The organism is Hymenobacter defluvii (assembly GCF_017589435.1).
Taxonomy (GTDB): domain Bacteria; phylum Bacteroidota; class Bacteroidia; order Cytophagales; family Hymenobacteraceae; genus Hymenobacter; species Hymenobacter profundi.
Genome location: NZ_JAGETX010000002.1, coordinates 449,624 through 474,891, shown reverse-complemented (window position 1 = coordinate 474,891; position 25,268 = coordinate 449,624). Strand labels below are relative to the sequence as shown.

General features: G+C 60.8%; 14 protein-coding genes and 1 pseudogene. 8 read left to right on the top strand and 7 right to left on the bottom strand.

What is annotated here, in order from left to right; translation table 11 throughout:
- The first annotated feature begins 37 nt into the window (after positions 1–37).
- From J4D97_RS06125 to J4D97_RS23950, 8 genes and pseudogenes are all read left to right on the top strand, one after another.
- The gene (locus J4D97_RS06125; protein WP_208306804.1) at positions 38–1,048 is read left to right on the top strand and encodes a glycoside hydrolase family 43 protein; all 1,011 of its coding nucleotides are present in this window, start codon (positions 38–40) and stop codon (positions 1,046–1,048) included.
- A gap of 79 nt (positions 1,049–1,127) precedes the next feature.
- On the top strand, positions 1,128–2,282 hold the full coding sequence (locus tag J4D97_RS06120; protein WP_208306803.1) for a glycoside hydrolase family 88/105 protein: 1,155 nt from the start codon (positions 1,128–1,130) through the stop codon (positions 2,280–2,282).
- A gap of 86 nt (positions 2,283–2,368) precedes the next feature.
- Complete coding sequence (locus tag J4D97_RS06115) at positions 2,369–2,536, top strand: hypothetical protein (RefSeq protein WP_208306802.1); 168 nt, start codon at positions 2,369–2,371, stop codon at positions 2,534–2,536.
- Positions 2,537–2,565: 29 nt separating this feature from the next.
- Positions 2,566–4,524, top strand: coding sequence for an alpha-L-arabinofuranosidase C-terminal domain-containing protein (locus J4D97_RS06110; protein ID WP_208306801.1), 1,959 nt, complete (start codon positions 2,566–2,568; stop codon positions 4,522–4,524).
- Positions 4,525–4,761: 237 nt separating this feature from the next.
- Entirely contained in the window at positions 4,762–7,947 is a 3,186-nt protein-coding gene (locus J4D97_RS06105) for a glycoside hydrolase family 2 TIM barrel-domain containing protein (RefSeq protein WP_208306800.1), read from the top strand.
- Between the two features lie 188 nt (positions 7,948–8,135).
- Positions 8,136–8,774, top strand: a complete 639-nt coding sequence (locus tag J4D97_RS06100) for a hypothetical protein (RefSeq protein WP_208306799.1) — start codon at positions 8,136–8,138, stop codon at positions 8,772–8,774.
- Between the two features lie 16 nt (positions 8,775–8,790).
- Positions 8,791–9,720 (top strand): annotated as a pseudogene (locus J4D97_RS23955) (BNR repeat-containing protein); the annotation flags it as partial.
- Positions 9,721–10,122: 402 nt separating this feature from the next.
- Positions 10,123–10,917, top strand: a complete 795-nt coding sequence (locus J4D97_RS23950) for a glycoside hydrolase family 16 protein (RefSeq protein ID WP_243900191.1) — start codon at positions 10,123–10,125, stop codon at positions 10,915–10,917.
- A 120-nt stretch (positions 10,918–11,037) separates the two neighbouring features.
- Here J4D97_RS23950 and J4D97_RS06085 read toward each other — a convergent pair whose 3' ends face one another.
- The 7 genes from J4D97_RS06085 to J4D97_RS06055 all read right to left on the bottom strand — a co-directional run bounded on the left by J4D97_RS06085 (position 11,038) and on the right by J4D97_RS06055 (position 25,265).
- Positions 11,038–13,254 (bottom strand): choice-of-anchor I family protein, encoded by a 2,217-nt coding sequence (locus tag J4D97_RS06085; protein WP_208306798.1) that lies wholly within the window; start codon positions 13,252–13,254, stop codon positions 11,038–11,040.
- Between the two features lie 171 nt (positions 13,255–13,425).
- Positions 13,426–14,277, bottom strand: a complete 852-nt coding sequence (locus tag J4D97_RS06080) for an endonuclease/exonuclease/phosphatase family protein (RefSeq protein ID WP_208306797.1) — start codon at positions 14,275–14,277, stop codon at positions 13,426–13,428.
- A gap of 159 nt (positions 14,278–14,436) precedes the next feature.
- Positions 14,437–16,212 carry a RagB/SusD family nutrient uptake outer membrane protein gene (locus J4D97_RS06075; protein ID WP_208306796.1) on the bottom strand — a complete coding sequence of 592 codons (1,776 nt, stop codon included), beginning with the start codon at positions 16,210–16,212 and terminating at the stop codon, positions 14,437–14,439.
- A 98-nt stretch (positions 16,213–16,310) separates the two neighbouring features.
- Complete coding sequence (locus J4D97_RS06070; RefSeq protein ID WP_208306795.1) at positions 16,311–19,574, bottom strand: SusC/RagA family TonB-linked outer membrane protein; 3,264 nt, start codon at positions 19,572–19,574, stop codon at positions 16,311–16,313.
- Positions 19,575–20,143: 569 nt separating this feature from the next.
- Positions 20,144–21,019: a glycerophosphodiester phosphodiesterase family protein gene (locus J4D97_RS06065; RefSeq protein WP_208306794.1), complete on the bottom strand. Its 876-nt coding sequence runs from the start codon at positions 21,017–21,019 to the stop codon at positions 20,144–20,146.
- A gap of 45 nt (positions 21,020–21,064) precedes the next feature.
- Positions 21,065–23,518 carry a bifunctional YncE family protein/alkaline phosphatase family protein gene (locus J4D97_RS06060; RefSeq protein WP_208306793.1) on the bottom strand — a complete coding sequence of 818 codons (2,454 nt, stop codon included), beginning with the start codon at positions 23,516–23,518 and terminating at the stop codon, positions 21,065–21,067.
- Between the two features lie 247 nt (positions 23,519–23,765).
- Positions 23,766–25,265 carry a calcineurin-like phosphoesterase C-terminal domain-containing protein gene (locus J4D97_RS06055; RefSeq protein ID WP_208306792.1) on the bottom strand — a complete coding sequence of 500 codons (1,500 nt, stop codon included), beginning with the start codon at positions 25,263–25,265 and terminating at the stop codon, positions 23,766–23,768.
- Between the last annotated feature and the right edge of the window lie 3 nt (positions 25,266–25,268).

Genomic DNA, 25,268 nt, shown 5'->3' with positions numbered 1-25,268 from the left:
CACAGTATCAGCAGCAACTATACAAAGAGAAACGACAATGAAAGTTACTATACGCCTGATACTATGTAGCTTGATGTTGCTGGCCACCGCCGCGCAGGCGCAGCAGGCCAAAAAACCAGTCATCCGGCAGAACGTGCCGCTGGATTCTATCCGGCTGAGCGACCCGTTTATCCTCGCTGACTCGAAGACCAAGCAGTACTACATGACCGGCACCGGCGGCCTGCTCTGGAAAAGCCCGGATATGAAGCGCTGGTCGGGACCCTATTCCGTAGCCCAGCCTGATCCTGCTTCCTGGATGGGGCCGAAACCGATGATCTGGGCCGCTGAAATCCACCCGTACCAGGGCCAGTACTACTACTTTGCCACCTTCACCAACCAAGCCGTCAAGATTGATACAGTGCAGGGTACGCCGATTGAACGCCGGGCCTGCCACGTGCTGGTCAGCAACCAGCCGGGTGGCCCTTACGTGCCCGTTCCCGGCGGCGACGCCACCTACCTGCCCGCCAACAAGCCTACCCTCGACGCTACGCTGTGGGTAGATAAGGACAAAAAGCCCTACATGGTATACTGCCACGAGTGGCTGCAAAACCAGAATGGCACCATCGAGAAAATTCAGCTGAAGCCTGATCTGAGCGGTACGGTAGGAGAGGGGAAGGTACTGTTTCGGGCCAGCGACTCGCCCTGGAGCCGCGAGAATCCGCGTTCCGGCCCCGCTCGCCCCAACAAGGTAACCGACGGACCCTACCTGTTCCGGACCGGCACCGGCCGCCTGGGCATGATCTGGACCAGCTGGATCTACGACGTGTACACCCAGGGCGTGGCCTACTCCACCAGCGGCACCCTCGGTGGCCCGTGGGTGCAGGAAAAAGACCCCATCACCCCGCCCAACTACGGCCACGGCATGCTATTTCGCACGCTGGATGGCAAGCTGCTGATGACCGCGCACAGCCACCAGGACATCAACGGCCGCTACCACCGTGTGCCCCACCTGTTTGCGGTGGATGTATCGGGCAACAAACTGGTGCTAGGCAAGCCCTACCAGCCGTAAAGGTCGTCCGCCGGTCCGACGCCGCAGGCGTCCGACCGGCGGGCGGCAACTATTTTCTGCAAACTCCCTCTTTCACCCCATGACCCGCCTTCCGACCTACCTGCTCGGCGCCACCCTGCTGCTGGGGCTGCCCACCGCCTGCACTACTTCCCAAACGGCCGCCACCTCATACACGCAGCCGAAAAAGGCCGAAGTGCTGGCTCTCATCACGAAGGTGAATGACCATTGGCAGGCCACGCATCCGCCACAGGAACGGGCGTTTTGGGACGTGGCCGCCTACCATACCGGCAACATGGCGGCGTATGCTGTCACCAACAACGAGAAATACCGGCAGTATTCGGAAACCTGGGCCGAGCACAACCACTGGAAAGGCGCTACCTCCGACGACCGTGCCACCTGGAAGTACAAGTACGGCGAAACACCTGACCACGTGCTGTTTGGCGACTGGCAGATCTGCTTTCAAACCTACGCCGACCTGTATAAGCTAAAGCCCGACCCGATACGCATTGCCCGCGCCCGCGAGGTGATGGAGTACGAGATGAGTACCCCCCAAAACGACTACTGGTGGTGGGCCGATGGCCTCTACATGGTGATGCCTGTGATGACCAAGCTCTATACCATCACCAACAACCCGCAGTACCTTAGTAAGTTGCATGAGTACTTCGGCTACGCCAACAGCATCATGTACGACCAAGAAACCGGCCTCTACTACCGCGACGCCAAGTACGTGTACCCCCAGCATAAATCGGCGAACGGCAAAAAGGACTTCTGGGCGCGCGGCGACGGGTGGGTATTTGCCGGCCTGGCCCGCGTGCTGCAAGACCTACCCGCCACCGACCCCCACCGCGACGAGTACCTGAGCAAGTACCGCGGTCTGGCCGCCGCCCTCAAGCAAGCCCAGCAGCCCGAAGGCTACTGGACGCGCAGCCTCCTGGACCCTGCGCACGCCCCCGGCCCCGAAACCAGCGGCACGGCCTTCAACACCTTCGCCTACCTGTGGGGCATCAACCACGGCGTGCTAGATAAGAAAGAGTACCTGCGCACGGCCATGCGGGGCTGGCAGTACCTCACCACCACTGCCCTGCAACCCGACGGCACCATCGGCTACGTGCAGCCCATTGGCGAGAAGGCTATTCCCGGCCAGGTGGTTGATAAGAGTTCTACGTCCAACTTTGGGGTAGGGGCTTTCCTGCTGGCTGCCAGCGAGATGTACCGTTGCGTAGATAAACGGTAACTTGAGGGGAGCGATACAATAAGACGCCGCCGCTATAGCCTTACTCATTCTGAAAGGTGTCACAAGCTCCCCTAAATTCCCACCTGATGTCCTCTCACTACCGGCGTGCCCTCACGTGCTTCCTACCCTTTCTTGGTCCACTAGGCCTGACTACCATCGCCAAGCCCATCCGCGTGGATAGCCCCGACGGCGCTGTACAAGTGACCGTGAGCGTGACGCCGCCGGCGCACAGGGGCTTCGTAATGCAACCGTAGTCCTACCATAACCCAACCACCCCTTGCCGATGACCACTCCCGTACGCTGCGTTTGTGCGGCCATTCTGGCTGTTCTTACCCCCTTGCTCACGCTGGGCCAGGCTGCGCCGGCCGGCAAGCCCATCAGCCCCGATTTGTTCGGTATCTTCTTCGAGGACATCAACTACGCGGCCGATGGCGGACTGTACGCCGAGCTGGTGCAGAACCGCTCCTTCGAGTACGCCCCGAGCGACCATGACGGCTGGAACTCACTCACGGCCTGGGAGTATCTGCACGAAGGCTACGCTATGGGCAGCGTGTCGGTGGAAAGCGCGGCGCCTCTGCACGCCAACAACCCCCACTACGCGACCCTGCGCGTGGAAAACCCGTTTCAGAAAGGACTGGGGCTAAAGAACACCGGCTTCGACGGTATACCAGTGGGGGCCGGGGAGAAGTACGATTTTTCGATGTGGGCGCGGGTGAAATTGGGGGCGGCGGTGCCGCTGCTGGTGCAGCTGCGGGGCGCCAAAGACCAGGTGCTGGCCGAAACCACGTTGTCAGCGCAGAAGGTGGACTGGCAGCAGTACAGCGCTACCCTCGCGCCCAGCACTACCGAGAACAAGGCCACGCTGGTGGTGCTGGTCACCGGCAAAGGCGTTATCGACCTCGACATGGTGTCGCTGTTTCCGCAGAAAACCTTTCATAACCATCCTAACGGGCTGCGGCCTGACCTGGCGCAGGCCATTGCCGATATCAAACCAAAGTTTGTGCGCTTTCCGGGCGGCTGCCTGGCCCACGGCGACGGACTGGATAACCTGTATGACTGGAAGAAAACGATTGGCCCGGTGGAGCAGCGCGTGGCCCAGCGCAACATTTGGAACTACCACCAAACGGCGGGCCTGGGCTACTTCGAGTATTTTCAGTTTTGCGAAGACATTGGGGCCAAGCCGCTGCCCGTGGTGGCGGCCGGCGTGAGCTGCCAGAACTCGGGCGGCTCGTGGCGCATTGGGAGCGTCGGGCAGCAGGCCATTCCGCTCAGCGAGATGGACGCCTACGTGCAGGACGTGCTCGACCTCGTGGAGTGGGCCAACGGCCCCGTTACCTCGCCCTGGGGCGCCAAACGGGCCGCCGCCGGCCACCCCGCCCCCTTCAACCTGGAGTATGTGGGCATCGGCAACGAAGACAAGATTACCCCCGATTTCCGTAGCCGCTTCACGCTGCTCTACAACGCGGTGCACGCCAAGTACCCCAACCTGAAAATTGTGGGCACGGTAGGGCCTGGACCGAAGGGCGAAGATTACGACTTGGGCTGGGCGCTGGCCAATCAACTCGACGTGCCGCTCGTAGACGAGCATTACTACGAAAAGCCGAAGTGGTTTTGGGCCAACAACCAGCGCTACGACCGCTACGACCGGGCCAAATCGAAGGTGTATCTGGGGGAATACGCTTCGTGGGGCAATACAGTGTACAACGCCCTGGCCGAAGCCGCCTACATGACCAGCCTGGAGCGCAACGGCGACGTGGTACAGCTGGCGTCTTACGCGCCGCTCCTGGCCAAGGAAGGCCACACGCAGTGGAACCCCGACATGATTTACTTCACCAATACCACCATCGTGCCCACGGTGAACTACTACGTGCAGCAACTCTTCGGCCACAACCAGGGCAATACATACCATCAGGGGGTAGTCACGCTTCCTTCCAGTGCGGCCGCCGATACGACGCTGGCTGCCTCCTGCGTGCGCGATGCCCAAACCGGCGACGTGATTCTGAAGCTGATCAACGCCAGCCCCCAGGCCCAAACGTTTCCAATTAACCTGGCTTCTTTCAAAGGGCTGGCGTCTGCCGCCACGCTGACCGTGCTATCGGGCGACAAGGACGCGAAGAACACCTTGGCCAGTCCGCAAACGGTACTGCCTAAGAAGTCAGGCTACAAAGCGCGCAAAGCGTTTGCTTACACAGCGCAGCCCTATTCGCTGGTCGTTATCCGGGTGCAGGGTAGGGGTAAATGAGAGGCAGAGGTAGAATAGGCGAGTTGATAATCAGATGATTAAATGCGGTTGTGGTCAGTGTCTTCGCCACATGGTAAAAGCTACCGGCCACTGCACCCGACGAATATCACCCCGCCATTGTCCTGAAATACCCCCGGTTGCTCCGCGGGGAGTGGCGTACTATTGCCTATGCATTTCTGAGGCCTATTGCGCGGTGCCAACCACGCCGCTATCTGCCTCGCTTACCTCATCCATTCGATGCGCAACTTTCACTTTCTAACGGCCGCCCTGCTCCTAACCAGCGGCGCGGCCACGGCCCAAAATACCCCCAACGAGTGGGAAAACCCGCGGGTGTTTGAGCAGAACAAGGAGAAGCCCCACGCCAGCTTCATGGTGTACGACAAGGTCGCCGACGTGGCCGCCAACGACTACGCCCGCTCGCCCTACTACCAGTCGCTGAACGGGCAGTGGAAGTTCAACTACGTGCCTCGCCCCGCCGAGCGCCCTACCACGTTCCAGCAGCCCGGCTTCGACGACAAAGGCTGGGCCAGCATTGCAGTGCCGTCTAACTGGGAAATAAAGGGCTTCGGCACGCCGATTTACACCAACATCACCTACCCGTTTCCCAAAAATCCGCCTTTCATTGGTGGGCCCAGCAACCCGGTGGGCAGCTACCGGCGCACCTTCACGGTGCCAGCCGCGTGGGCGGGTAGGGAAGTGCTGCTAAACTTCGGCTCCATCTCGGGCTACGCGGTAGTGTATGTGAACGGCCAGCGCGTGGGCATGAGCAAGGTGGCCAAGTCGCCGGCTGAGTTCGATATCACGAAGTACCTGAAAGAAGGCGAGAACACGCTGGCCGTGCAAGTCACGCGCTGGCATGATGGCTCCTACCTCGAAGACCAGGATTTCTGGCGCCTCTCTGGCCTCGACCGCGACGTGTACCTCTACAGCCTACCCCAGCACACCATCTGGGACTTCTTCACCCACGCCGACCTCGACCCTACCTATAAAAACGGCCAGTTCTCGGCCGATGTCACGCTGCGCAATTTCGGCGGGACAAGCGGCACTCCGGCTCGCCTCGTGGCCGAAATTCTGGACAGCAACGGCAAAACCGTGCTGCGCCAGCAGCAGCCGGTGGGCGCTGGCGCCGAAACGGTGAAGCTTAGCGGCACGGTGAAGAACGTGCGGCCGTGGTCGGCCGAAGTGCCTACCCTCTACCAGTGCCGCTTGACGCTGGAAGATGCCCAGGGTAAGGTCTTGGCTGTGACGGGCTGCCAGGTAGGCTTCCGCAAAGTCGAAATTAAGAACGCCCAGCTCCTGGTGAATGGCCGCCCGGTGGAAGTGCACGGCGTGAACCGCCACGAGCTAGAACCCACCACCGGCCGCGTGGTCACGGATGAGCTGATGCGCAAGGACTTGGCTTTGATGAAGCAGCACAACATCAACGCCGTGCGCACCTCGCACTACCCCAACGACGAGCGGTGGTACCGCCTCTGCGACGAACTGGGCTTCTATTTGGTAGACGAGGCCAACATTGAAACCCACGGCATGGGCGCCGAGTGGCAGGGCGGATTCGACAAGACCAAGCACCCAGCCTACCTGCCCGAGTGGGCGCCCGCCCACCTCGACCGCATCGAGCGGTTGGTGGAGCGTGATAAAAACCACCCCTCCGTCATCATCTGGAGCATGGGCAACGAGTGCGGCAACGGCCCCGTGTTCTACGATGCCTACAAGTGGATCAAGCAGCGCGACCCCTCACGCCCGGTGCAGTTTGAGCAGGCCGGCGAAAACGAGGACACCGACATTGTGTGCCCCATGTACCCCCGCATGAACCATATGAAGGCCTACGCCGAGGCCACCGACAAGAAGTGGCCCTTTATCATGTGCGAATACTCGCACGCCATGGGCAACAGCAACGGTAACTTTCAGGAATACTGGGACTTGATCCGCAGCTCGCCACACATGCAGGGCGGTTTTATCTGGGACTGGGTAGACCAGGGCCTGCAAACCCGCGCCGCCGACGGCCGCATTTTCTACGCCTACGGCGGCGACCTGGGCGGCTTGCTCCTGCAAAACGATGAGAACTTCTGCGCCAACGGCCTGATTGCCGCCGACCGCACCCCGCACCCCGGCTTGCTGGAAGTGAAGAAAGTGTACCAGGATATTCGCTTCTCGGCCGCCCAGCCCGCCAACGGTCGCGTGACGGTGCTGAATGGTTTCTCCTTTAAAGATCTGAACGACTACAACTTCCGCTGGGAGCTGCTGCGCAACGGCGCGGTGGCCAAAACGGGCACCTTTGCCGTGGGCAAGCTGGCCGCTGGTCGGCAGAAAGAGGTGAAGCTGGGCCTACTCTCGCTGAAAACCGAGCCCGGCACTGAGTATGTGCTGAACGTGTTTGCCACCACCAAAGCCGCCGCGCCGCTACTGCCGGCCGGCCACGAGGTAGCCCGCGAGCAATTTGTATTAACGTCGGCCACCACCTACTTCGCCGCTGCCCCAGCCACCACCGGCACCCTGCAAGTGCAGCGCGACGGCGATAAGCTGACCTTTACCTCGGGCGACGTGCGCGGCGAGTTCAACACCAAGCAGGGCCGCCTCACCGACTACCGTCGCGGCGACCAGCGCACGCTGGGCAGCTTCCCCGAGCCCTACTTCTGGCGTGCCCCCACCGACAATGACTTCGGCAACGGCATGCCCCAACAGCTCGGCGTGTGGCGCACGGCCCACGCCGCCCGCGAGGTGAAGAACGTGACCGTAGGTGAGCAGTCGGCCGCCGGCCTACCCATTAAGGTAGAGTATCTGCTGACGACCGTAGGCGTACCCTACACGGTTTCCTACCTCATCGGTCCCGATGGCGCCGTGCAGGTGACAGCCGCTATTGACATGACCGGCAAGGCGTTGCCCGAGCTGCCCCGCTTCGGGATGCGCCTGGAGCTGCCGGAGCGCTACCGCCAGTTGCGCTACTATGGCCGCGGGCCGTGGGAAAACTATCAGGACCGCAACACCGCTACCTTCCTGGGTACGTACCAGGACTCAGTGGCCGGGCAGTTTGTGCAGGGTTACATCCGGCCCCAGGAAAACGGCTACCACACCGATGTGCGCTGGTTCTCGCTCACCGATGCCGCCGGCCAGGGCCTGCGGGTAGAAGGGCAGCAGCCCCTGTGCTTCAGCGCCCTACCCTACCGCGCCGAGGACATGGACCCCGGCCTCACCAAAAAGCAGCAACACCCCACCGACTTGCCGCCCCACCAGCAAACCTACCTTCACCTCGACCTGAAACAGCGTGGTGTAGGCGGCGACGACAGCTGGGGCGCCCTACCCCACGAGCAGTACCGCTTGTTGGATAAGAAGTACAGCTATACCTACACGTTGCGCCTGCTCAATGGCAGCGAAGCCGGCAAAGGCGCTACTTCGCAGGCAACGCCGAAAGCCAGCGGTAGGTAGAATAGAGAAACCGTCATGCTGAGCGGAGCCGAAGCATCTCGCGTGCTAATGAAAGATAGTATCCCACATCAGCACACGAGATGCTTCGGCTCCGCTCAGCATGACGGCCTAAATGCTCTTGGTATAATTATCAGCAGGAATGCTTTCCTTAGAAAACAATCTATCGGATTCCTCTAAAGCACAACGCTATGCATTATCTACGGCTTACGTTTCTGCTGCTCACCTATCTGTTTACTAGCCAGCCAGGATGGGCACAACAGGCACCCGTTGCGCCTATTGTGCCGCGTACACCGGCTGCACAGTCAGCGGCCCCGACAATTCGGCAGGCTGCTCCGGCAGCAGATTCGGCTAAGCGGAAGTCAGAGGCAGTAGCGCATCAACCAGAGCATCCAATTGCGGAGCCACTGATTATTCTGAATAATAATCTGATAATCAATGGGTTGTTATTGGAGGTGAACCCCAATGAAATAGAAACCTTGGTGATTTATAAAGGGGCTGACGCTCCCTTGGAACTTCGCAGCCTGACGGCCAACGGTATTATTGACATCAGCTTAAAAAAGAAAAACTCTTTTAAAGCAAAGAGTTTGAGGCTGAGCGATATAGGAAAACGGCTGCTATTGTCAGGCCCGATTAGCTACTCAGTGAATGGAATGCCGGTAGCGGAAGCCGATTTGAGAATTGCCAGCGCTGCCATTGGCAACATCAAAATTACAGCTACATCGGATACTGCTACGATGGTTGACGTGCAAACAACATCTATGGGATTGAAGAGGGTGCCACCAGACCCACCCGGTACCATTCGAATCCGAGGCGTGGCGTCTCACTGATATTCCCTTTTCTTTTATGCTTTTTCGGTTTTCCGTTTGCTTGCTGCTGAGTAGCCTGCTGCTACCTTTTGCCACCCCCGCCCAAACCCCCGTAGGCTTGGGCTGGGCCAAAAACAACGTGAACGGCGCCGTGTTTCGCAAGAACTCCGTGGTGACTCACGGCCGGGAGCAGTACACCGCCTACTACGACTCCCTGGGCTACGTGGTGCTGGCCAAGCGCCGCCTACCCCGCGGGCCGTGGCAGGTGCGGCGCACGCAGTACCGGGGCAAGGTGCAGGACGCCCACAACGTTATCAGCATCATGGTAGACGGGCGCGGCTACCTGCACTGCTCCTTTGACCACCACGGCAACCCCTTGCACTACTGCCGCAGCAAAGCGCCCGGCTCGCTGGAAATGAGCGAGTTGCTGCCCATAACCGGCGACCGGGAGAAGAACGTGACCTACCCCGAGTTTCATCGTTTCCCCTCGGGCGACCTGCTGTTTCTGTACCGCGACGGCAGCTCCGGCAACGGCAACCTGGCCCTGAACTACTACTCCACCAAAACCCAGCAATGGCGCCGCCTGCACGATGTTTTAATTGACGGCGAAGGACGGCGCAACGCCTACTGGCAAGCCTGCATCGATGCCAAGGGTGCCATCCATTTGTCGTGGGTGTGGCGGGAGAGCCCCAACGTGGCCAGCAACCACGACATGGCCTACGCCCGCTCTTTGGATGGGGGCAAAACCTGGCAGCGCAGCACCGGCGAAACCTACCGCCTACCCATTACCCAGGCCACGGCCGAGTACGCAGCCCGCATTCCGCAGAACAGCGAGCTGATCAACCAAACCACTATCACTACCGATGCGGCCGGCACGCCCTATATCGCTACCTACTGGCGGCCCCAGGGTACGCAAGTACCGCAGTACCAGTTGATTTATAAGGCTGGTAACATCTGGAAATCGCAGCAGATCAGCCAGCGCACCACACCGTTCAGCCTGAGCGGGGTAGGGACCAAGAAGATTCCGATTTCGCGGCCGCAACTGCTGGTGGAAACCAAAAAGGGGAAAACCGCCGCCTACCTCGTGTTCCGCGATGCTGAGCGCCAGGACCGCGCCTCCGTCGCCGCTTGCCCCGACCTCACGCAAAACCAGTGGGCCATCACGGACCTGACCACCACCAGCGTGGGCAACTGGGAGCCCAGCTACGACACCGAGCTGTGGCAGCGCCGCCACGTGTTGCACCTATTCGTGCAGCGTACCGGCCAGGGCGACGGCGAAACCCTGGAAAACCTACCCCCGCAGCCCGTCTATATAAAGGAGTGGCAGCCGGAAGCGTCTTCCGCAAATCAGCCGGCTACGCATTGGTCGCTGGGGGCAACGGCGCCTACCCCGGCAGCTACGCAAGATGGCTGGCGGCTGGTGTGGGCCGATGAGTTTAACACCGCAGGCTGCCCTGACCCTAAGAACTGGCAGTTCGAAAATGGCTTCGTGCGCAACCACGAGTTGCAATGGTACCAGCCCGACAACGCCCGCGTGGAAAACGGGATGCTCATTATAGAGGCTCGAGAGGAGAACCGACCCAACCCTACCTACCAGCCGGGTAGCACCGATTGGAAAACCAGCCGCCCTACCATCGACTACACCTCGGCCAGCCTGAACACGCAGGGCCGGCACCAGTGGCAGTACGGCCGTTTCGAGATGCGCGGCCGCATTGACGCGCGCTCTGGTGTATGGCCCGCGTTCTGGACCCTAGGCGTGGCCGGCGAGTGGCCTTCCAACGGCGAAATCGACATTATGGAGTGCTACAAAGGGAAGATTCTCGCCAACGTAGCCTCCGGCACCGACAAGCGCTACACCGCCAAGTGGCACAGCGAAACCAAAGCCGTCGACTCCTTCCCTGACCCCGATTGGGCCAAGAAATTCCACGTGTGGCGCATGGACTGGGACGCCAACGCCATTCGCCTCTACGTAGACGACCTGCTGCTCAACGAAACCCCGCTCACGGCCACCGTAAACCAGGACGGCACCGGCCGCAACCCGATGATGCAGCCGCATTATATCTTATTGAACCTAGCCCTGGGCGGCGACAACGGCGGCCCCCTCGAAGGTACTACCCTACCCAGCCGCTACGAGGTAGATTACGTGCGCGTGTATCAGCGGTAGGGTAGGCTGCACGATGGCCGCGTAGCGGCCAAGGCGTACATAATCAGCCACAACCAGAATGGCCCTTGCGCTGCTAGCGCAAGGGCCATTCTGGTTGTGGCTGATTATGTACGCCTTGGCCTAGCGTACCACCAGCTTGCTGGTGGCGCCATCGGTGGTGCGTAGCGTATAGACGCCGCCCGCCAGACCGGTAGTTTCGAGGCGGTCGGTGGCGGAGAGGGTGCGTACGGGGCGGCCCGTGAGGTCTAACAGCGTGCCCGATACGGCACGGCTCAGACGCACAGTGCTACCCTGGGTAGGGTTGGGGTAGAGTTGCAGCGCCGCAGTTGCGGTCAACGGCCCGCGCGTAGGGGTAGGCGTGGCCGTTTGGATGCCGTAGGCCGTAATCGTGCTGCTGACTTCGTTGGCGAGTAGCAGCATCGGCTGGCCCGTGGGGCTGTCGGTGGCGGCCACGAACACAATGCCCTCGGGGCCCAAGTCGCCGGTGCCGGCCGTGAGGCTGCGGTTGTTGATGTACTGCTCCAGCACGGGCGCGGCGGGGTTGTTCAGGTTGAACACCGCTACCCCGCCCACGCGCTCCAGCGACACGAAACCGTACAGGGTATCCCCGATGCGGCCCGTCGTCACGCCTTCCGGTTCGGGGCCTTTGTCGTCGGAGCGGTTCTTACGGGTAGGAGCTTCGCCGTAGCTGTTGCTGGCGTTGAAAATGGCGCCGTAGGTGGCATCGGCGCTGGTTACGCGCTCCAGCAGGTTGCCGCTGTCGTGCACCAGCGCGCCGGTGCTGGCGTTGAAGATGCTGAACGAGCGGCCCCCGTAGGCGTAGATTTCGTCGAAGTCGCCGTCGCCGTCGGTGTCGCCCAGCTTGTTGGTCACGTTCAGGCGACCCAGCACCGCTTCGTTTTTGAGCAGCGCCGCGTTGGGGAAAGCCGTAGGGTCGAGCACGTAGGAGTTGGCACTGACACGCACTTGTTCGCTGAAAGCGGAATAGTCGCGGGCGTCGCCCTCGTTGGCCGTCAGCAGGTAGGGCGTGCCACCTACCTCAAACGTGGTAATGGCATCGGGCTGGCGCATGCCCCGGATGGGCCAGTTGGCTAGTAGTATATCCTGAGTACGATCGGAAGCATCCAGGCTGAAACCCGCTTGCCGGTGGTCTTGGTACCCCACAGGGCGCAAGGCAGTGAACTGGTTGGTGGTCAGGTCTAGCACCGCTATGGCGTTGTTTTCCTGGAGGCTGATGTAAGCCGTTTTCGAGTCGGCACTCACCGTAATATACTCGGGCTCTAGGTCTTGCGCCACGGTGGCGGGCGCCGCCGCCAGCCCACCGTAGATGCGGATGCCCTGTTGGCGCAGCTGGGCGGCCTGGTCGTTATAGCTGGTGAAGCCTACAGTCGTCACGTTGGTTTGCGCAAGGCCGGGCACGCCGCCCGAGATGTCGATAACCGACACGCTACCCTCGGGGTCCGCGGTGTAGTCGGCCTTGGGCTCACCCTCGTTGGCCGTCAGCACCAGGCGGCCGTCGGGCGAGAACGTTACCATATCGGGCATGGCGCCCACGGTCACCTGCTTCACAAAGGCGCCATTCTGATCGAAGAACACCACGCTGCCGTTGGCCTGCGGATTCGTGTTTTCAATAGCGCAGGCCACTACGCCGTTGCGCACGGCCACCGAGTTGAGGCCGCCATAAGCTTTGATATCGATAGAAGCTACCGCCACAATGGCCGCCGGGTTAGCCAGATTCAGGATGTCTAGCTTACCCCCGACGGAGTTGGCCACGTACAGGCGCTTGGTGGTAGGGTCGTAGGCCGCAATTTCGGCCGAGTTGATTTGCTTTGTGCCTTCAAATGGGGTAGCCGTTTGGTAGCTCTGCAACAGGCTGAGGGTCAGCCCTCGATTGAGGGTAGGCGCGGGCGTGTCGTTGTCGCGGATGTAGACCAGAATATCCGCCGAGGCCGCCGCCACGGTGGCGTTGGTCGGGTTTTGCAGACGCACCACAAAGTACTCCGCATCCTCGGCCGCAGCGTCATCCAGAATCGGAATGGTAAGCGTCTGGGTGCCGGTGGCGCCCGCCGGAAAGGTTACGGTTTGGGTGGCCGCATAGGTGAAATCCTGCCCGGCCGTGGCCGTCCCAAACGTCTGTACTGCCACCTCCACGGTGCTAGCCGCCGCGCCGGGGTTGGTAATCGTGAGCGGAATACTGACGGAACCCGCGTTTTCGGCCACCGTGATGGTGGCGCTGGGCCGACTGATGCTAGGCGTGGTTTGGGCCTCGGCCCGGCCAAGGCCCAAGCTCAGCAGGAAAGCGGTGGCCGGTAGAAAAGCGTAGAGGTGTAGGCGCATAGGGGTAGGTTGGTTGAGTAGCCAAAGCTACCGGCAACGCATTACCGCAACATGACGCAAATATTACGTGATAATGAATAATATAGCATTTATATAATTGATTGCTAGATAGTTGTTATAGGTATCGCCTTGCGATACTGGCGCGGGGCACAGCCCCACGCCAGTACCTGACTACTTCTTCTTCGCATAGCGCACTTCCACAGCCACAGGGTAGTGGTCGGAAGGAAGTTTGCCGCCGCCATAGGTGTCCGTCAGAATGCCGTAGCGAGTGGCCGTAAAGGCGGGGCTGAGGAAGATGTGGTCAATGCGGGCGTCGGTTTTGCGCGTGACGTCGAAGCCGTTGAAGGTGCCGTTGGGGGCATACACCAGCGGGGCCGTTTGGTAGGCGTCCTTCAGCGTGCCCGAGGTGCTCAGGATGGTGTAGCTCTCGTTGCGCTGGTCGATGTTGAAGTCGCCGGTGAGGATGGCGGGCGTGGTGCCGGCCATTTCCTTCACCTTTGCCAAGATCAGCTTGGCGCTTTCCTTCCGGGCTTCCTTGCCCACATGGTCGAAGTGGGTGTTGAAAAAGTAGAACGTGAAGCCGGTGCTTTTGTCGCGCAGGTGCGCCCAGGAGCAGATGCGGGGTAGGGCGGCATCCCAGCCCTTGCTGGGCGTGGCGCTGGTAGGCGACAACCAAAACGTGCCCTGTTGCAGCAGGTCGAACTTGTCTTTCTTATAAAAGATGGTCGAGAACTCGCCGGCCTGCTTGCCGTCGTCGCGGCCTACGCCCACGTGCGCGTAGCCAGGCAGCTGACCGGCCATGTCCTGCAATTGGTTATACAGCACTTCCTGGGTGCCAAACACGTCAAAGTCCTGAAAGCGAACGAGCTTGGTGAGGTAGGGCACACGCTTGCTCCAGGCATTGGCCGTGTCGTTCTTGTTGTCGTAGCGAATGTTGTAGGTCGCCAGCTTCAGCGTTTGGGCTGAAAGGGTAGTAGCGGTGCTGAGGAATAGAAGCGAGGCGAGGAGAGTTTGCTTGAGCATTGAGGAAGAAAGCGGTTGTAATGGTTTGCAGGCAAATTGTCTGTCATCCTGAGCGGAGCGAAGGACCTTATCACGATAGAACGGCAGGCGTCACAACGACTCGTGCTACCGTGATAAGGTCCTTCGCAAGCTCAGGATGACAAACGTTTCTAGGTTTGCCTATTCCCAGCCCGGATTCTGGCCGAGTTTGGGGTTGATCAGGCGGTCGGCTTCGGGGATGGGGTAGAGGTAGAATTTGTCGTCCCACTTGCGGGGCACGTTGGTCAGCCAGGTCAGCTCACCGGAGGTGCCGTTCTTGAGCTGCTGCGGATTAGCGCGACCGTTGAGGGTAGGCGACACGTTCACATAGGTAACGCCCGCGGCGGGGGTAGGGGCCGTGTTCTGGTAGAACGCCACATCGTTTTTGCCATCTTCGTTCAGGTCTAGCGGCTGGTTCAGGGAGGGCACATAGAAGCCGTTCCAGGTCATTTCCATCAGCGGCCCGCGGCGCCAGCGAATGATGTCGGCGAAGCGGAAGCCCTCCAGCACCAGCTCGATGCCCCGCTCTCGGCGGATTTCCAATAGCGCCGGGTCCGAGATGCCGGGGAAGTAGTTGGTTTGCAGATAGGCATCGGCTACGGTGGGCTTGGCCGTAAGGCCGCCCGTGATGCCGGCGCGCTGGCGCAGGGCGCCAATGGTTTTCACCCAGTCAGCGTTCGTGAAAGTGCCCAGCTCGGCCTTGGCCTCGGCGTAGTTCAGCAGCACCTCGGCGTAGCGGATGATGGGTAGGGAGTTGATGTTGCGCGTGCCGCCGTCGTAGTACGTGTCGTCCAGCGTCAGTTTAATGGGCTGGTAGCCAGTATAGGTATACGAGAAAACCGGCGGGGCGGCCTCTGTAGTGTTGCCATTGGTGCGGCGGTAGTCACCCATCCGGATGGTTTGTTGCAGGCGCTTGTCGCGGCCCTTCACCTCCTGCGCAAAGGGCAGTGTTTCGTAGCCGTCCTTGCTGGTGAAGGGCGTGCCGTCGATGTTCAGGTAGGTGTTCACGAAGGTGCGAATCAGGCTCACGCGCGAGCCGTAAGTAGCGCTGGTCCACCACCAGTTGGCGTCGTTGTACACGCTCAGCGCCGGGTCCGACACGGCGGCCAGAATCACCTCCGAGCCCACCGGCGCTTGGCTGGTAAACACTTGGCGGTAGGCGCGGTCGGTGCCGCCAGCCGCGTTCAGGCTGAAGCCGCCGGTGGTCATCACCTGCTCGGCGGCGGTGGCGGCCTCGGTCAGCCACTGGTTGGCGCTGCCCGTGAGGCCGTAGCCGGTCTGGTATTTCCGAAACGTGCCCTCAAACAGGCACACCCGCGACTTAAAGGCGGCGGCCGTTTGCTTGGTCACGAGGCTGCGGCTGTTGTCGGCGGTAGTTGTGATGTTCTGGATGGCGAAGTTCAAATCGGCCAGCACCGAGTCCATCACCAGGGTGCGCGGGTCGCGGGCGTTGTAGAGCGTAGGGTCGTCCACCGACTGGGGCTTGCCAATCCACGGCACATCCCCGAAGCGCTTCACTTTATCGAAGTAAAACCACGCCCGGAAAAACCGCGCCAGGCCCAGGTAATGGTTGCGCACGGCCGGCGCCACGGCGGGGTTGTTGTTGTTGGCAATGAAATAGTTGATGTTGCGCAACGGGCGCCAGTCCCAGCCCGAACTTTGGCGGGCACTGAAAGCGCCGGGTAGCAAAAAGTCGGGTACCTGGGTACGGGCCGCGTAGTCGGCCATGGCGTCGCCGCGCACGATGTCGTTGGCGGTCGGCAGCACGTCATAGAAGGAGTTGGCGTACAGCTCCAGGCCCCGCTCGCTGCTGAACACGGCCGAGCCTGTGACAGTAGCCTCGGGCTCCTGGTCCAGCGAATCGCAACCGGCCAGGGCTAGGCACAGGAGGAGGAAGGTGGTAAGGTATTGTTTCATGGTTGTTTGGTTGTTGCGCTGGTGTGCACCCCACCCCCGGCCCTCTCCCGGAGGATTCTCCGCATCAAGGAGAGAGGGCCGGGGGTGGGGTCTCGCCGTTAGAAAGTCACCGACAAGCCCAGGATGACACTTTTGAGGATGGGGTAGTTGTTGCCGTTGCCGCTGCTGTTGCTGTTGGGGTTGGAGCTATTAGCGGCTGGAGGGCTCAGCAAAGCGTCGGAGCGGCCGATGCTCTCCACGTCCAAATCACGCGTGATTTTGTAGAGCGGCGACCACGCCCACAGGTTCTCGCCCGACACGTACACCCGCGCCGCCGACAGCTTGGCGCGGTTAATCAGCGACACCGGTAGGTTGTAGCCCAACTGCACGTTTTTCAGGCGGATATACGCCGCGTTGATGAGGTAGCGCGTCTGGGTTTGGGTTAGTTCGCCGGCGCCATTTTGGGCCACGTAGCCGCGGTAGCGGGGGAAGTAGGCATCGGGGTTGTCTTCCGACCAGATGTTGCCCAGCTGCGACTTCGGTATCTTATTATAGGGCCGGTTGTACTGGCCCCAGAACGTGCCTGCTTCCGCGCCGGGGTACCAGTCCTGGTGCCCTACCCCCTGGAAGAAGGCCGAGAAGAAGAAGTTGTGCCAGCTGGCATCGGCCATCACGCCGTAGGTGTAGCGGGGTAGGGAGTTGCCAATCACGCGCCGGTCGCCGGGGTTGGCCACGGTATTGTCGCCGTTGTTGATAACGTTGTCGCCGTTCAGGTCGGCAAACTTGATGTCGCCGGGCAGCAGCTGGCCGCTGGTAGAAGCCCGGAACAGAGCCTGCGAGGGCGAGGCGCTGATCTGATCCTGCGACACAAACAGCCCGTCGGCCGTATAGCCCCAGATTTCGCCCAGGCGCTGCCCCTCGTAGTAGTCGTTCAGGCGCTTGTTGGGGTTGTTGTACTTGGTGATGTGGGCCGTGTAGTCGGCCAGGGTCAGGCGCAGACCGTAGGCGAAGGGGCTAGCGCCCACATTTGCCTGGTCGCGCCAGTTCAGGGCCACTTCCCAGCCTTTGGTGCGCAGGTCGGCATAGTTGCCCTTCGGGATGTCGGTACCAAACACGGCCGGCAGGGTAGGGCCTACCGTGAACATATCGGTGGTGTTGCGGATGTAGCCGTCGGCGTTCAGCGTCAGGCGGTTTTTCAGCATGCTCAGGTCCAGGCCTAGGTCCGAGGTAGTGGAGGTTTCCCAAGTCAGGCCGTTGGGCAGCACGTTGGGCTGGCCGGTGTACTGGGGCCGCACCCCGTTCAGCACCCTACCCGACTGCGCAATGCTGAACTGCTCCTGGAAGGCGTAGGAGTTGATGTTGCCGTTGCCCAGCGCCCCATACGAGCCCCGGATTTTCAACTCTGAAATCAGGTTAGGCGACACCTTCCAGAACGGCTCGTTGGAGATGCGCCACCCTGCCGAGAAGGACGGAAAGTAGGCAAACCGTTCGTTCTCCGGAAACTTCGAGGAGCCGTCGTAGCGGCCGCTGGCTTCCAGCAGGTAGCGGTCCTTAAAGGAGTAGTTCAGACGATAGAAACCACCCGAAATGTTCCATCGGTCCCAGCCACCGCCCGTGGTAATGGCCTGGCCCAGGGCCAGATTGATGTCCTGGGCGCCTTCGTAAATCAGGCCGTTGCGCTGGGTTTGCAGCGCCTGGTAGGTCGACTGCTCGTAGTTGTAGCCCAGCAGCGCCTTGAAGTAGTGCGCCGGCGTGAAGTTGGTTTCGTACTCGGTGTAGAGGTTAGTGGCTAGGTAGCGCGTCTGCCCGAAAGCGCGCAGGTAGTCGTTGGTGTTGGTGCCCACGTACTCAATCACGCCGGGCTTGCGGCTATACGGCACCGGCACGCGCGTTTGGGTGCGGTCGTTGTCGGTGTTGCGAATGGTGAAGTTGCCGTTGACGCGGAATTTGTTGTCGAAAAACCGCGAGCTGAACGACGTCGTGTTCCGAAACACCCGCTCGTCGAGGTCGATGCCGTTTTTGCCGTACCAAAAGTCGCCCACCGTATAAGCCGCCGAGTAGGTAAGCGTGCCGTCGGGGTTGAACATGGGCGCTACCGTGTGGCCCTCATCGGCAATATTGCGCCAAATGCCCCCACCCTCGCCCACGTTCAGCGGGTTGTGGTAGGTCATGTTGGAGTAGTCGGCGTTGTTCTCCACACGCAGCCACGGAAACAGGTCCAAGGCCCCCTTCACCCGGAAGTTATACATCCGGTAATCGTCAGAATTATAGCGAAATAGCCCGTCCTGCCCGAAGTAGCGACCCGTGGCATAGAAGCTGGCCTTGCCGCTGCTCCCCGACACCGACACGTTGTGCTCCGACGAGCTGGTGCGCTTCTTATACAGCTCCTTGTACCAGTCGGTGTTACCGTAATACACGTACTCGCCATTGGCATTCACGTCTACCTTGGGTAGGCTGGGGTCTTCGGAACGCCGCTTCAGCTCGGCCAGGTACTCCGGCGAGAATTTCACCGTTTTGTTGATGTTCTGCGGGGTCTGGGAGTAGTCGTTCCACGCCGACCACCCCTCGTTGAACATCTTGGCAAACTGGTAGCCATCGGTCACGAAATCTGGCACCGCCGTGGGGCTCTTAATGGCCTGGTTGAACGAGTAGGTGATGCTGGTGCGGTCCTGGCTGGGGTTTTTGGTCGTAATCAGCACCACGCCAAATGCACCCCGCGCCCCGTAAATGGCCGCCGCCGAGGCATCCTTCAGCACCGATACCGTGGCGACGTCGTTGGGGTTCAGGCGGCTCGGGTCGCCCTCCACGCCGTCAATCAGCACCAGCGCATTGCCCCCCTGTCCAATCGAGGTAGTACCCCGAATGTTGTAGGCCGGGGACGTAATTGGCTTGCCGTCGCCGGGCACCAGGTTCAGGTTGGGTAGCACGCCCTGCAAGCCCTGCGTGAGGTTGGGCACCGAACGGTTTTGCAGTACCTCCGACGTCACCTGGTCCACGGCGCCGGTCAGGTTCACCTTCTTCTGGGTGCCGTAGCCCACCACCACCACCTCGTCCAGCGCCTTGGTGTCGGGCGCTAGTTTGATGTCGATGGTCGTGCGGTTGTTCAGCGGCACTTCCTGCGTATGAAAACCTAAATACGAAACGACCAGCGTGTTAGCCTCCGCAGGTACTTCCAGCGAGTAGGCACCAGTGGCGTCGGTTACGGTGCCTACCTGGGTGCCCTTGGCCAGCACCGTTACGCCGGGCAGGGCCTCGCCGGCAGTATCGGCAATGCGGCCGCTGACGGAGCGAGCCTGTTGGGCCGCGGCCGTGAGGCTGCAACACAAAACAGCGGGTAGCAGCAAGTGCCGCTGCCAGCGAAAAGCAGTAGGGGTTGAGGTCATGTACTAGGTGTATTGGTTGGAGGAAAGTAGGCGCACGACAGTCCCTGATGCTTATGTATAATAAGCCAGCGGGTAGGGTAGAAAAAGGACGGGATGGAGGAAAGAAAAGTAATTAAACAGTCAAGAAAAAGCCATATAAAACTCGCTCTGCTTTTCTTGGTGCAAAGATACAGCAGTGGTTTATGCTTTATTTAAGATTGAATAGGATTGACAAATTAATAACATATTCTGCTTGCTCATAATGTTTGCATAACGTTTCGGTATACATTTGATGATATAGCTTTGCCAAGCCTAAACAGTAGCTTCTTAAGATGTTTTTGTAACTATACTATTCATAAATACAAGTAGTTATGTTAAAAAAATAAAGCCCCGATACGCACTAAGCGGACTCTCAAGTCGCCAAATGCGTAGCGGGGCCAATCGAAAAAGATGGCGTATGTAAGCTGTGGAGTTACGCTGTTGTTTTAGTTATTATTTTGTTTTACAATGAGCTGGATAATGTGCGAGGATTATAAAATTATTGTAATTCAAATTTTAAAATTGAAAAATAATTCACTTGTTTAATAATATTATTTTTCAGAAAATAAATCCGGATAATCCGTAATAATTCCGTCTACCTGCTGCGCTACCAATTCCTTAATAGCCGCAGCAGAATTTACCGTCCACGGAATAACCTGGATATCTTGCTTGTGGCAGGTTTGCACCATTTTGGAGGTCACTAGCTTGTAGTAGGGGCTGTAGATAGTCGGCCGGAAGCTGAGGCGTTTCAGGTTGGCGGATAGGCCATCGAGGTTTTCGATGAGCAGGGCCGTGCGCAGGGTAGGGTGCGTGCGGTGCACCACCTCCAGCGTGCGCGGGTCGAAGGACTGGATAATGACGCGGTCCTGGATGCCTTTTGCCGTCACCACGGCCAGCAGCAGACGCACAAACTCCTCCGGCTCGGGGTGCAGGGTGTTGTCGCCGGCCGGGGTGGTTTTGGTTTCGATATTGTAGTGGGGTAGGGGGCGCCCCTGCTGCCGCGCGTGCGCCTCCGCTGAGTCGATGACCTCGGCGAGCAGAGGCTTGTAGGTCTTCAGTTTCTCTTGCCGCGGAAACTTGGGGTTGCCGTGGCTGCCCACGTCGTAGCGCCGAATTTCTGCGTAGGGCAACCCGTAGAGGCGCAGGGCTTTACCCGCGGCCGACGTGAGCGGCTGGCCATCGGGCGTGTGCACGAAGTCGGCGTTCATGTAGGGGTCGTGGGAGAGCAGCACCTGCTTGTCCTGGCTGATGGCGGCGTCCATCTCCAGGGTCGTCACGCCTAGGTCCAGCGCCTTCAGCATGGCCGGCACGGTGTTTTCGGGCAGCAGGCCGCGGCAGCCGCGGTGGCCCTGCGTGTCGAGCGGTGGTGGTGGGGTAGGGGCGGGCGTGAGCATGGCGAGCAGGGGAAGGAGCAGCAAGATTTTCATCGAAAGGAGGTTTTACGGCGCGGGTAGGGGTAGGGCCGGGGGGCATCAATCGTCGTCATCGTCGCGCTTGGGCGCTAGCTTCAGGAAGGCGCCGCGCCGGGGAGCGGGGGCCGTGGCGTTTTCGCCGCGCACAAACTTCCAGATCACCTCGTTCAGCTCCAGATCGGGCACGGCGTCTTCGCGAGCCAGGTTGAAGCGCTCCGACTTCTCGGCGCTTTTGTTCCAGGCCACGTTGCGGGCGTCCAGGTCTACGCGGGCGGGGCGGGCCTGGTAGGGCGTGGCGTTGGGCGTGGTGGTGAAGCAGTCGGCTAGGGGGAGGGCGGCGGCATCGTACTGACTCATAGGGGGTAGGCCCAGCAGCAGCTCCATGGTGCGCAGCGCGCCCGAGGTGGAGTAGAGCGTGTGGTTGACGGTGCCGCGGCGGGTGTAGGGGCTAATCACGAAGGCCAGGGAGCGGTGCGCGTCCACGTGGTCGGGGCCGTTCTGGGCGTCGTCTTCCAGCACAAACACCACCGATTCTTTCCAAATCGGGCTTTTCGACAGGTGCTCTACCAGCTGGCCCAGGGCCAGGTCGTTGTCGGCCATGGCGGCAATGGGCGTGTACTTGCCGCGCCGCTGCCCGCTGGTGTGGTCGTTGCTGAGGCGGATAGTGCTGAACTGCGGCACGGCCCCCACGGCCAGCAGCGAGTCGAAATCCTGCCGCCAGATGCGCACCCGCTCCACGTCCTTGATGTCCATATTAAACCCCGGCGACGGCACGCACACGTGCCCCTGCAACGACTTGAGCGGGGTTTTGCCCTTGTCGGCAAACTCGCCGTAGGTGCGGTAGCGCAGGCCGGCGCGCTGGCAGTAGTCCCAGATGTAGCCGTCGCGGGGGTAGGCAATCGGGCGGGTGCCCTCGTAGTCGTAGGTGCCGCCGCGGCCGCCGTAGCTGGTGGGCCAGGTTTTCTCGGTGTAGTCGGTGGCGTAGGCGGCCATGCTCCAGTTGTGGCCGTCGGCACTCACCTCGGCATTCACATAGAAGTTGTCGAGCAGCACAAACTCGCGGGCCAGGGCGTGGTGGTTGGGCGTCACCTTCTCCGGAAACACGCACAGGGTAGAGTCGCCGTTGCCCTCCGGCATATCGCCCAGCACCTGGTCGTAGGTGCGGTTTTCCTTGATGACGTAGAACACGTATTTGATGGGCGACGCCTCGCCTACCTTGCCGGGCACCGGGTGGCCGGCGGGGCGGGCCGCGGCCTGGCGTTCGGACTCAGCCGTGAAGGGCGTGTTGGCGTACACCTGCTTGGAGTAGGCGCCCAACGTAGCCTCGTCGGGCCGCGGAATAAACGACAGCGTGCCCTTAAACAGGCTGCCGATGTACTGCACCGGCTGCCCCGTCACGCCGGTATGCGAGCCGCTGTTGTCGGTGTTCTTCACTGGCTGCGGCCCCTGCGGGTTAGCCAGCGAGGAAAACCCTTTGCCATTGGCTACCAGAATGGTACGCCCCAAGGTCTTCACGTTGGTCGGGTACCAGCCCGTCGGGATGAAGCCGCGGGCCGCGCTCTTGCCCGGCGTGCGCACATCAAACACGGCCAGGCAGTTGTTGTCGGCGTTGGCGATGTAGAGCGTTTTCTCGTTGGGCGACAAGGCCAGCCCGTTGGTGGTCGAGCCGGTGAGATGGGTAGGGTAGAGGACCGTCGAAATCACCTCCAGCACCCGGCGCGTGCGCGTGTCCACCACCGACACCGAGTTGTCGTTGGCATTGGCCACGAACAGGTAGCGGCCGTTGCGGGTCAACAGCAGCTCGTTGGGGTGGCTTTCGGTGGCAATTTCGCCGGTGAGGCGGCCGGTTTGGGTGTCGAACAGCGCCACCTTGTCGCCGCCCCAGAGGGAGATGTAGAGCGTGCGCCGGTCGGGGGCGAGCAGGCAGGCGTAGGCTTCGTGGCCCAGCGCTACCTTCTGCACTGTAGCCCCGGTGCGGGTGTCGAGCACGTAGAGACTGTTGTCTTCCTTCGTCACCACGTAGAGGCGCTGGCGGGCGTCGTCGAGGGCCAGGCCGGTAGGACCGATCTTATTGGGCCAGGCGCGGCCCAGGCGCAGCGTGTCGGGGGTGCCCAGGCGGTTGCCGGCGGTAGGGTAGCGCAACACCACGTTGTCGTTGCCACCCGAGGCGTAGAGCTGCCGCCCATCGGCGCTAAAGGCCAGCCCGTACCACGACTTGCCAATCACCTTTTCGTCCAGCAGCTTTTCCGATTTGGGGTCGATCAGCTGAATGCTCTGCGTGCCCTGCCCGTTGTTGCTCACGGCCAGCAGCCGGCCGTTGCGGGAGAGCTGCATGTTCAGCGGCAAATCACCGAGCGGCACCGACCGCCCCGCCGGACTCAGTGACCAGCCATTGGGCAGCAGAATACGCTCGGCCTGCGGATTGTTGGTGGGCAGCTGGGCCTGCGCGGCCGGCGCGAGCCAGGTGCTGCCCAGCAGGCAGAGGCCCAAGGCGAAGGGGTGGGTACGGTGCATAGACGAGGAGGGTAGGGCGTGGAAGGCGGTAAGGTAAGGGAGTCGCGTGAATTGTGTTGTCGTTCTGGCAGTTACCCCACCCCCTAAACCCCTCCCCTCCGGGAGAGGGGGAACTAGTTCTAGAGCTAGATTTCTAGACAAACTATCGGCTAGTTCCCCCTCTCCCGGAGGGGAGGGGGCTAGGGGGTGGGGTATCCGGTTGCGTCGTGAGAACGTGCTCTGAGGACCATGCCAGAACTACCTGTATTTACACGGCTACCGTTTCGGTGTATTGCTGCCCGAAGCGGTCCGTCACTTCCACCCTGATTTCCTTGGCGTCTTTGGAAGGTCGGGCGTAGAACATGTGGTCGGCGAGGGTAGGGTCTACCCACTTGTGCTTAGCCGGGAGTTTGGGGCCGGCTTGCAGCTGCACGGCCAGCGGGTCGAGGCTGGTTTGCTGGTGCATGGGGCCTTGGCGCTGGCCGTTTTCAAACCACGTTACCTGCCACTCGGGGTCCCAGTTCCACACGTTCACTACGATGTCCTCGGGGCGTTCGGGGTTGGCGCCTTTGGGGTAGGCGCGGAACTGGTGGTTGCGGTCCTTGCCGAAGGATTTGTAGTACCACTTAATGGTGGGGCCGTCTACTTCATACACGCCGTAGCCACTGGGCGTGCCGTCGGTGCAGATGGGGCCAGTCCACCACGCGCCGCACACCGCGCCGTGGGTGTGCTCGATGGTGTTTTCGTGGAAGATTTTCTCGCACACGTGCGTGTGTCCCGACATAATGTGGGCCGTGTAGGGCTTCAGCAGCCGGTACAGCTCGTGGCGGTTCGACAGCACACCGCCCAGCGACTCGTCCTTGAGCTGATTGCGCCGCTTGTCGCCGCTGTCCACCGGAATATGCAGGGCCACCACCACGGTGCTGCCCGGCTTCACGTAGCTCAAATCCTGCTCCAGCCACTGCAACTGCGTCTCGGTCAGGTAGCCGATGTACTTTTTGGGCGGGCCAATGAAGAACACGTCATCCAACACCACGTAGTGCACCTCGCCCCGGTTGAATGAATAGTAGGTAGGCCCGAACAAGCTCTTGAACGTCTCGGCCGAGCCGTCGTCGGAGCGGGCCTTGATGTTCATATCGTGGTTGCCAATCACCTGGAAAAACGGAATGCCGGTGATGTCCACGGCCTGCTTGTAGTCCTCAAACAGCTCGAAATGGTCCCACACCAAATCGCCGCACCCGATGGCAAAGGTGTTGGGGCTGTTGTACTGCGCGGCCAGCTGCTTGAGGTCGGGCGCCGATACGGTTATCAGTTCGTGCGTGTCCTTCTTGTCGATCATCTGCGGGTCGGCCCACACCATAAAGGTGTGTTTCGAGTCGTCGCCGGGTAGCGGTTGCAGGGCGAAGTCGGCCGTCATGCTGCGCTGGCCGGGCTTGATGGGCTGGTAGAACCGCGCCACGCCCTTCTCGTGCGGAATCTGGTAGCCACGGGGTAGGGTGAGATACACAAACTCGGCGGTGGAGTTGCTGGTTAGCGTGTAGCGGCCGCTTTTGTCGGTGAGCACGATGTTGTAGCCGTCCGTGACGGGTACGCCGGCCAGGCCTTTACCGCCCGCGTGCACGCGGCCCTTAATCGTGAGCGGTGTGAGGTTGAGCTTGTGCGGAGTGGCTTTCGACTCTGCCAGTTCGGCTACGGCCGCCGGAGCCAGCGGCAGACTCACGCCCGCACTCAGCAGGCCCAGGCTTTGAAGAAATTTTCTGCGAAACATATA

Excerpts from the sequence above, each read along its gene's own strand:
- J4D97_RS06125 (WP_208306804.1), top strand. The coding sequence starts at position 38 with ATGAAAGTTACTATACGCCTGATACTATGTAGCTTGATGTTGCTGGCC.
- J4D97_RS06120 (WP_208306803.1), top strand. The coding sequence starts at position 1,128 with ATGACCCGCCTTCCGACCTACCTGCTCGGCGCCACCCTGCTGCTGGGG.
- J4D97_RS06115 (WP_208306802.1), top strand. The coding sequence starts at position 2,369 with ATGTCCTCTCACTACCGGCGTGCCCTCACGTGCTTCCTACCCTTTCTT.
- J4D97_RS06110 (WP_208306801.1), top strand. The coding sequence starts at position 2,566 with ATGACCACTCCCGTACGCTGCGTTTGTGCGGCCATTCTGGCTGTTCTT.
- J4D97_RS06105 (WP_208306800.1), top strand. The coding sequence starts at position 4,762 with ATGCGCAACTTTCACTTTCTAACGGCCGCCCTGCTCCTAACCAGCGGC.
- J4D97_RS06100 (WP_208306799.1), top strand. The coding sequence starts at position 8,136 with ATGCATTATCTACGGCTTACGTTTCTGCTGCTCACCTATCTGTTTACT.
- J4D97_RS06085 (WP_208306798.1), bottom strand. The coding sequence starts at position 13,254 with ATGCGCCTACACCTCTACGCTTTTCTACCGGCCACCGCTTTCCTGCTG.
- J4D97_RS06080 (WP_208306797.1), bottom strand. The coding sequence starts at position 14,277 with ATGCTCAAGCAAACTCTCCTCGCCTCGCTTCTATTCCTCAGCACCGCT.
- J4D97_RS06075 (WP_208306796.1), bottom strand. The coding sequence starts at position 16,212 with ATGAAACAATACCTTACCACCTTCCTCCTCCTGTGCCTAGCCCTGGCC.
- J4D97_RS06070 (WP_208306795.1), bottom strand. The coding sequence starts at position 19,574 with ATGACCTCAACCCCTACTGCTTTTCGCTGGCAGCGGCACTTGCTGCTA.
- J4D97_RS06065 (WP_208306794.1), bottom strand. The coding sequence starts at position 21,019 with ATGAAAATCTTGCTGCTCCTTCCCCTGCTCGCCATGCTCACGCCCGCC.
- J4D97_RS06060 (WP_208306793.1), bottom strand. The coding sequence starts at position 23,518 with ATGCACCGTACCCACCCCTTCGCCTTGGGCCTCTGCCTGCTGGGCAGC.
- J4D97_RS06055 (WP_208306792.1), bottom strand. The coding sequence starts at position 25,265 with ATGTTTCGCAGAAAATTTCTTCAAAGCCTGGGCCTGCTGAGTGCGGGC.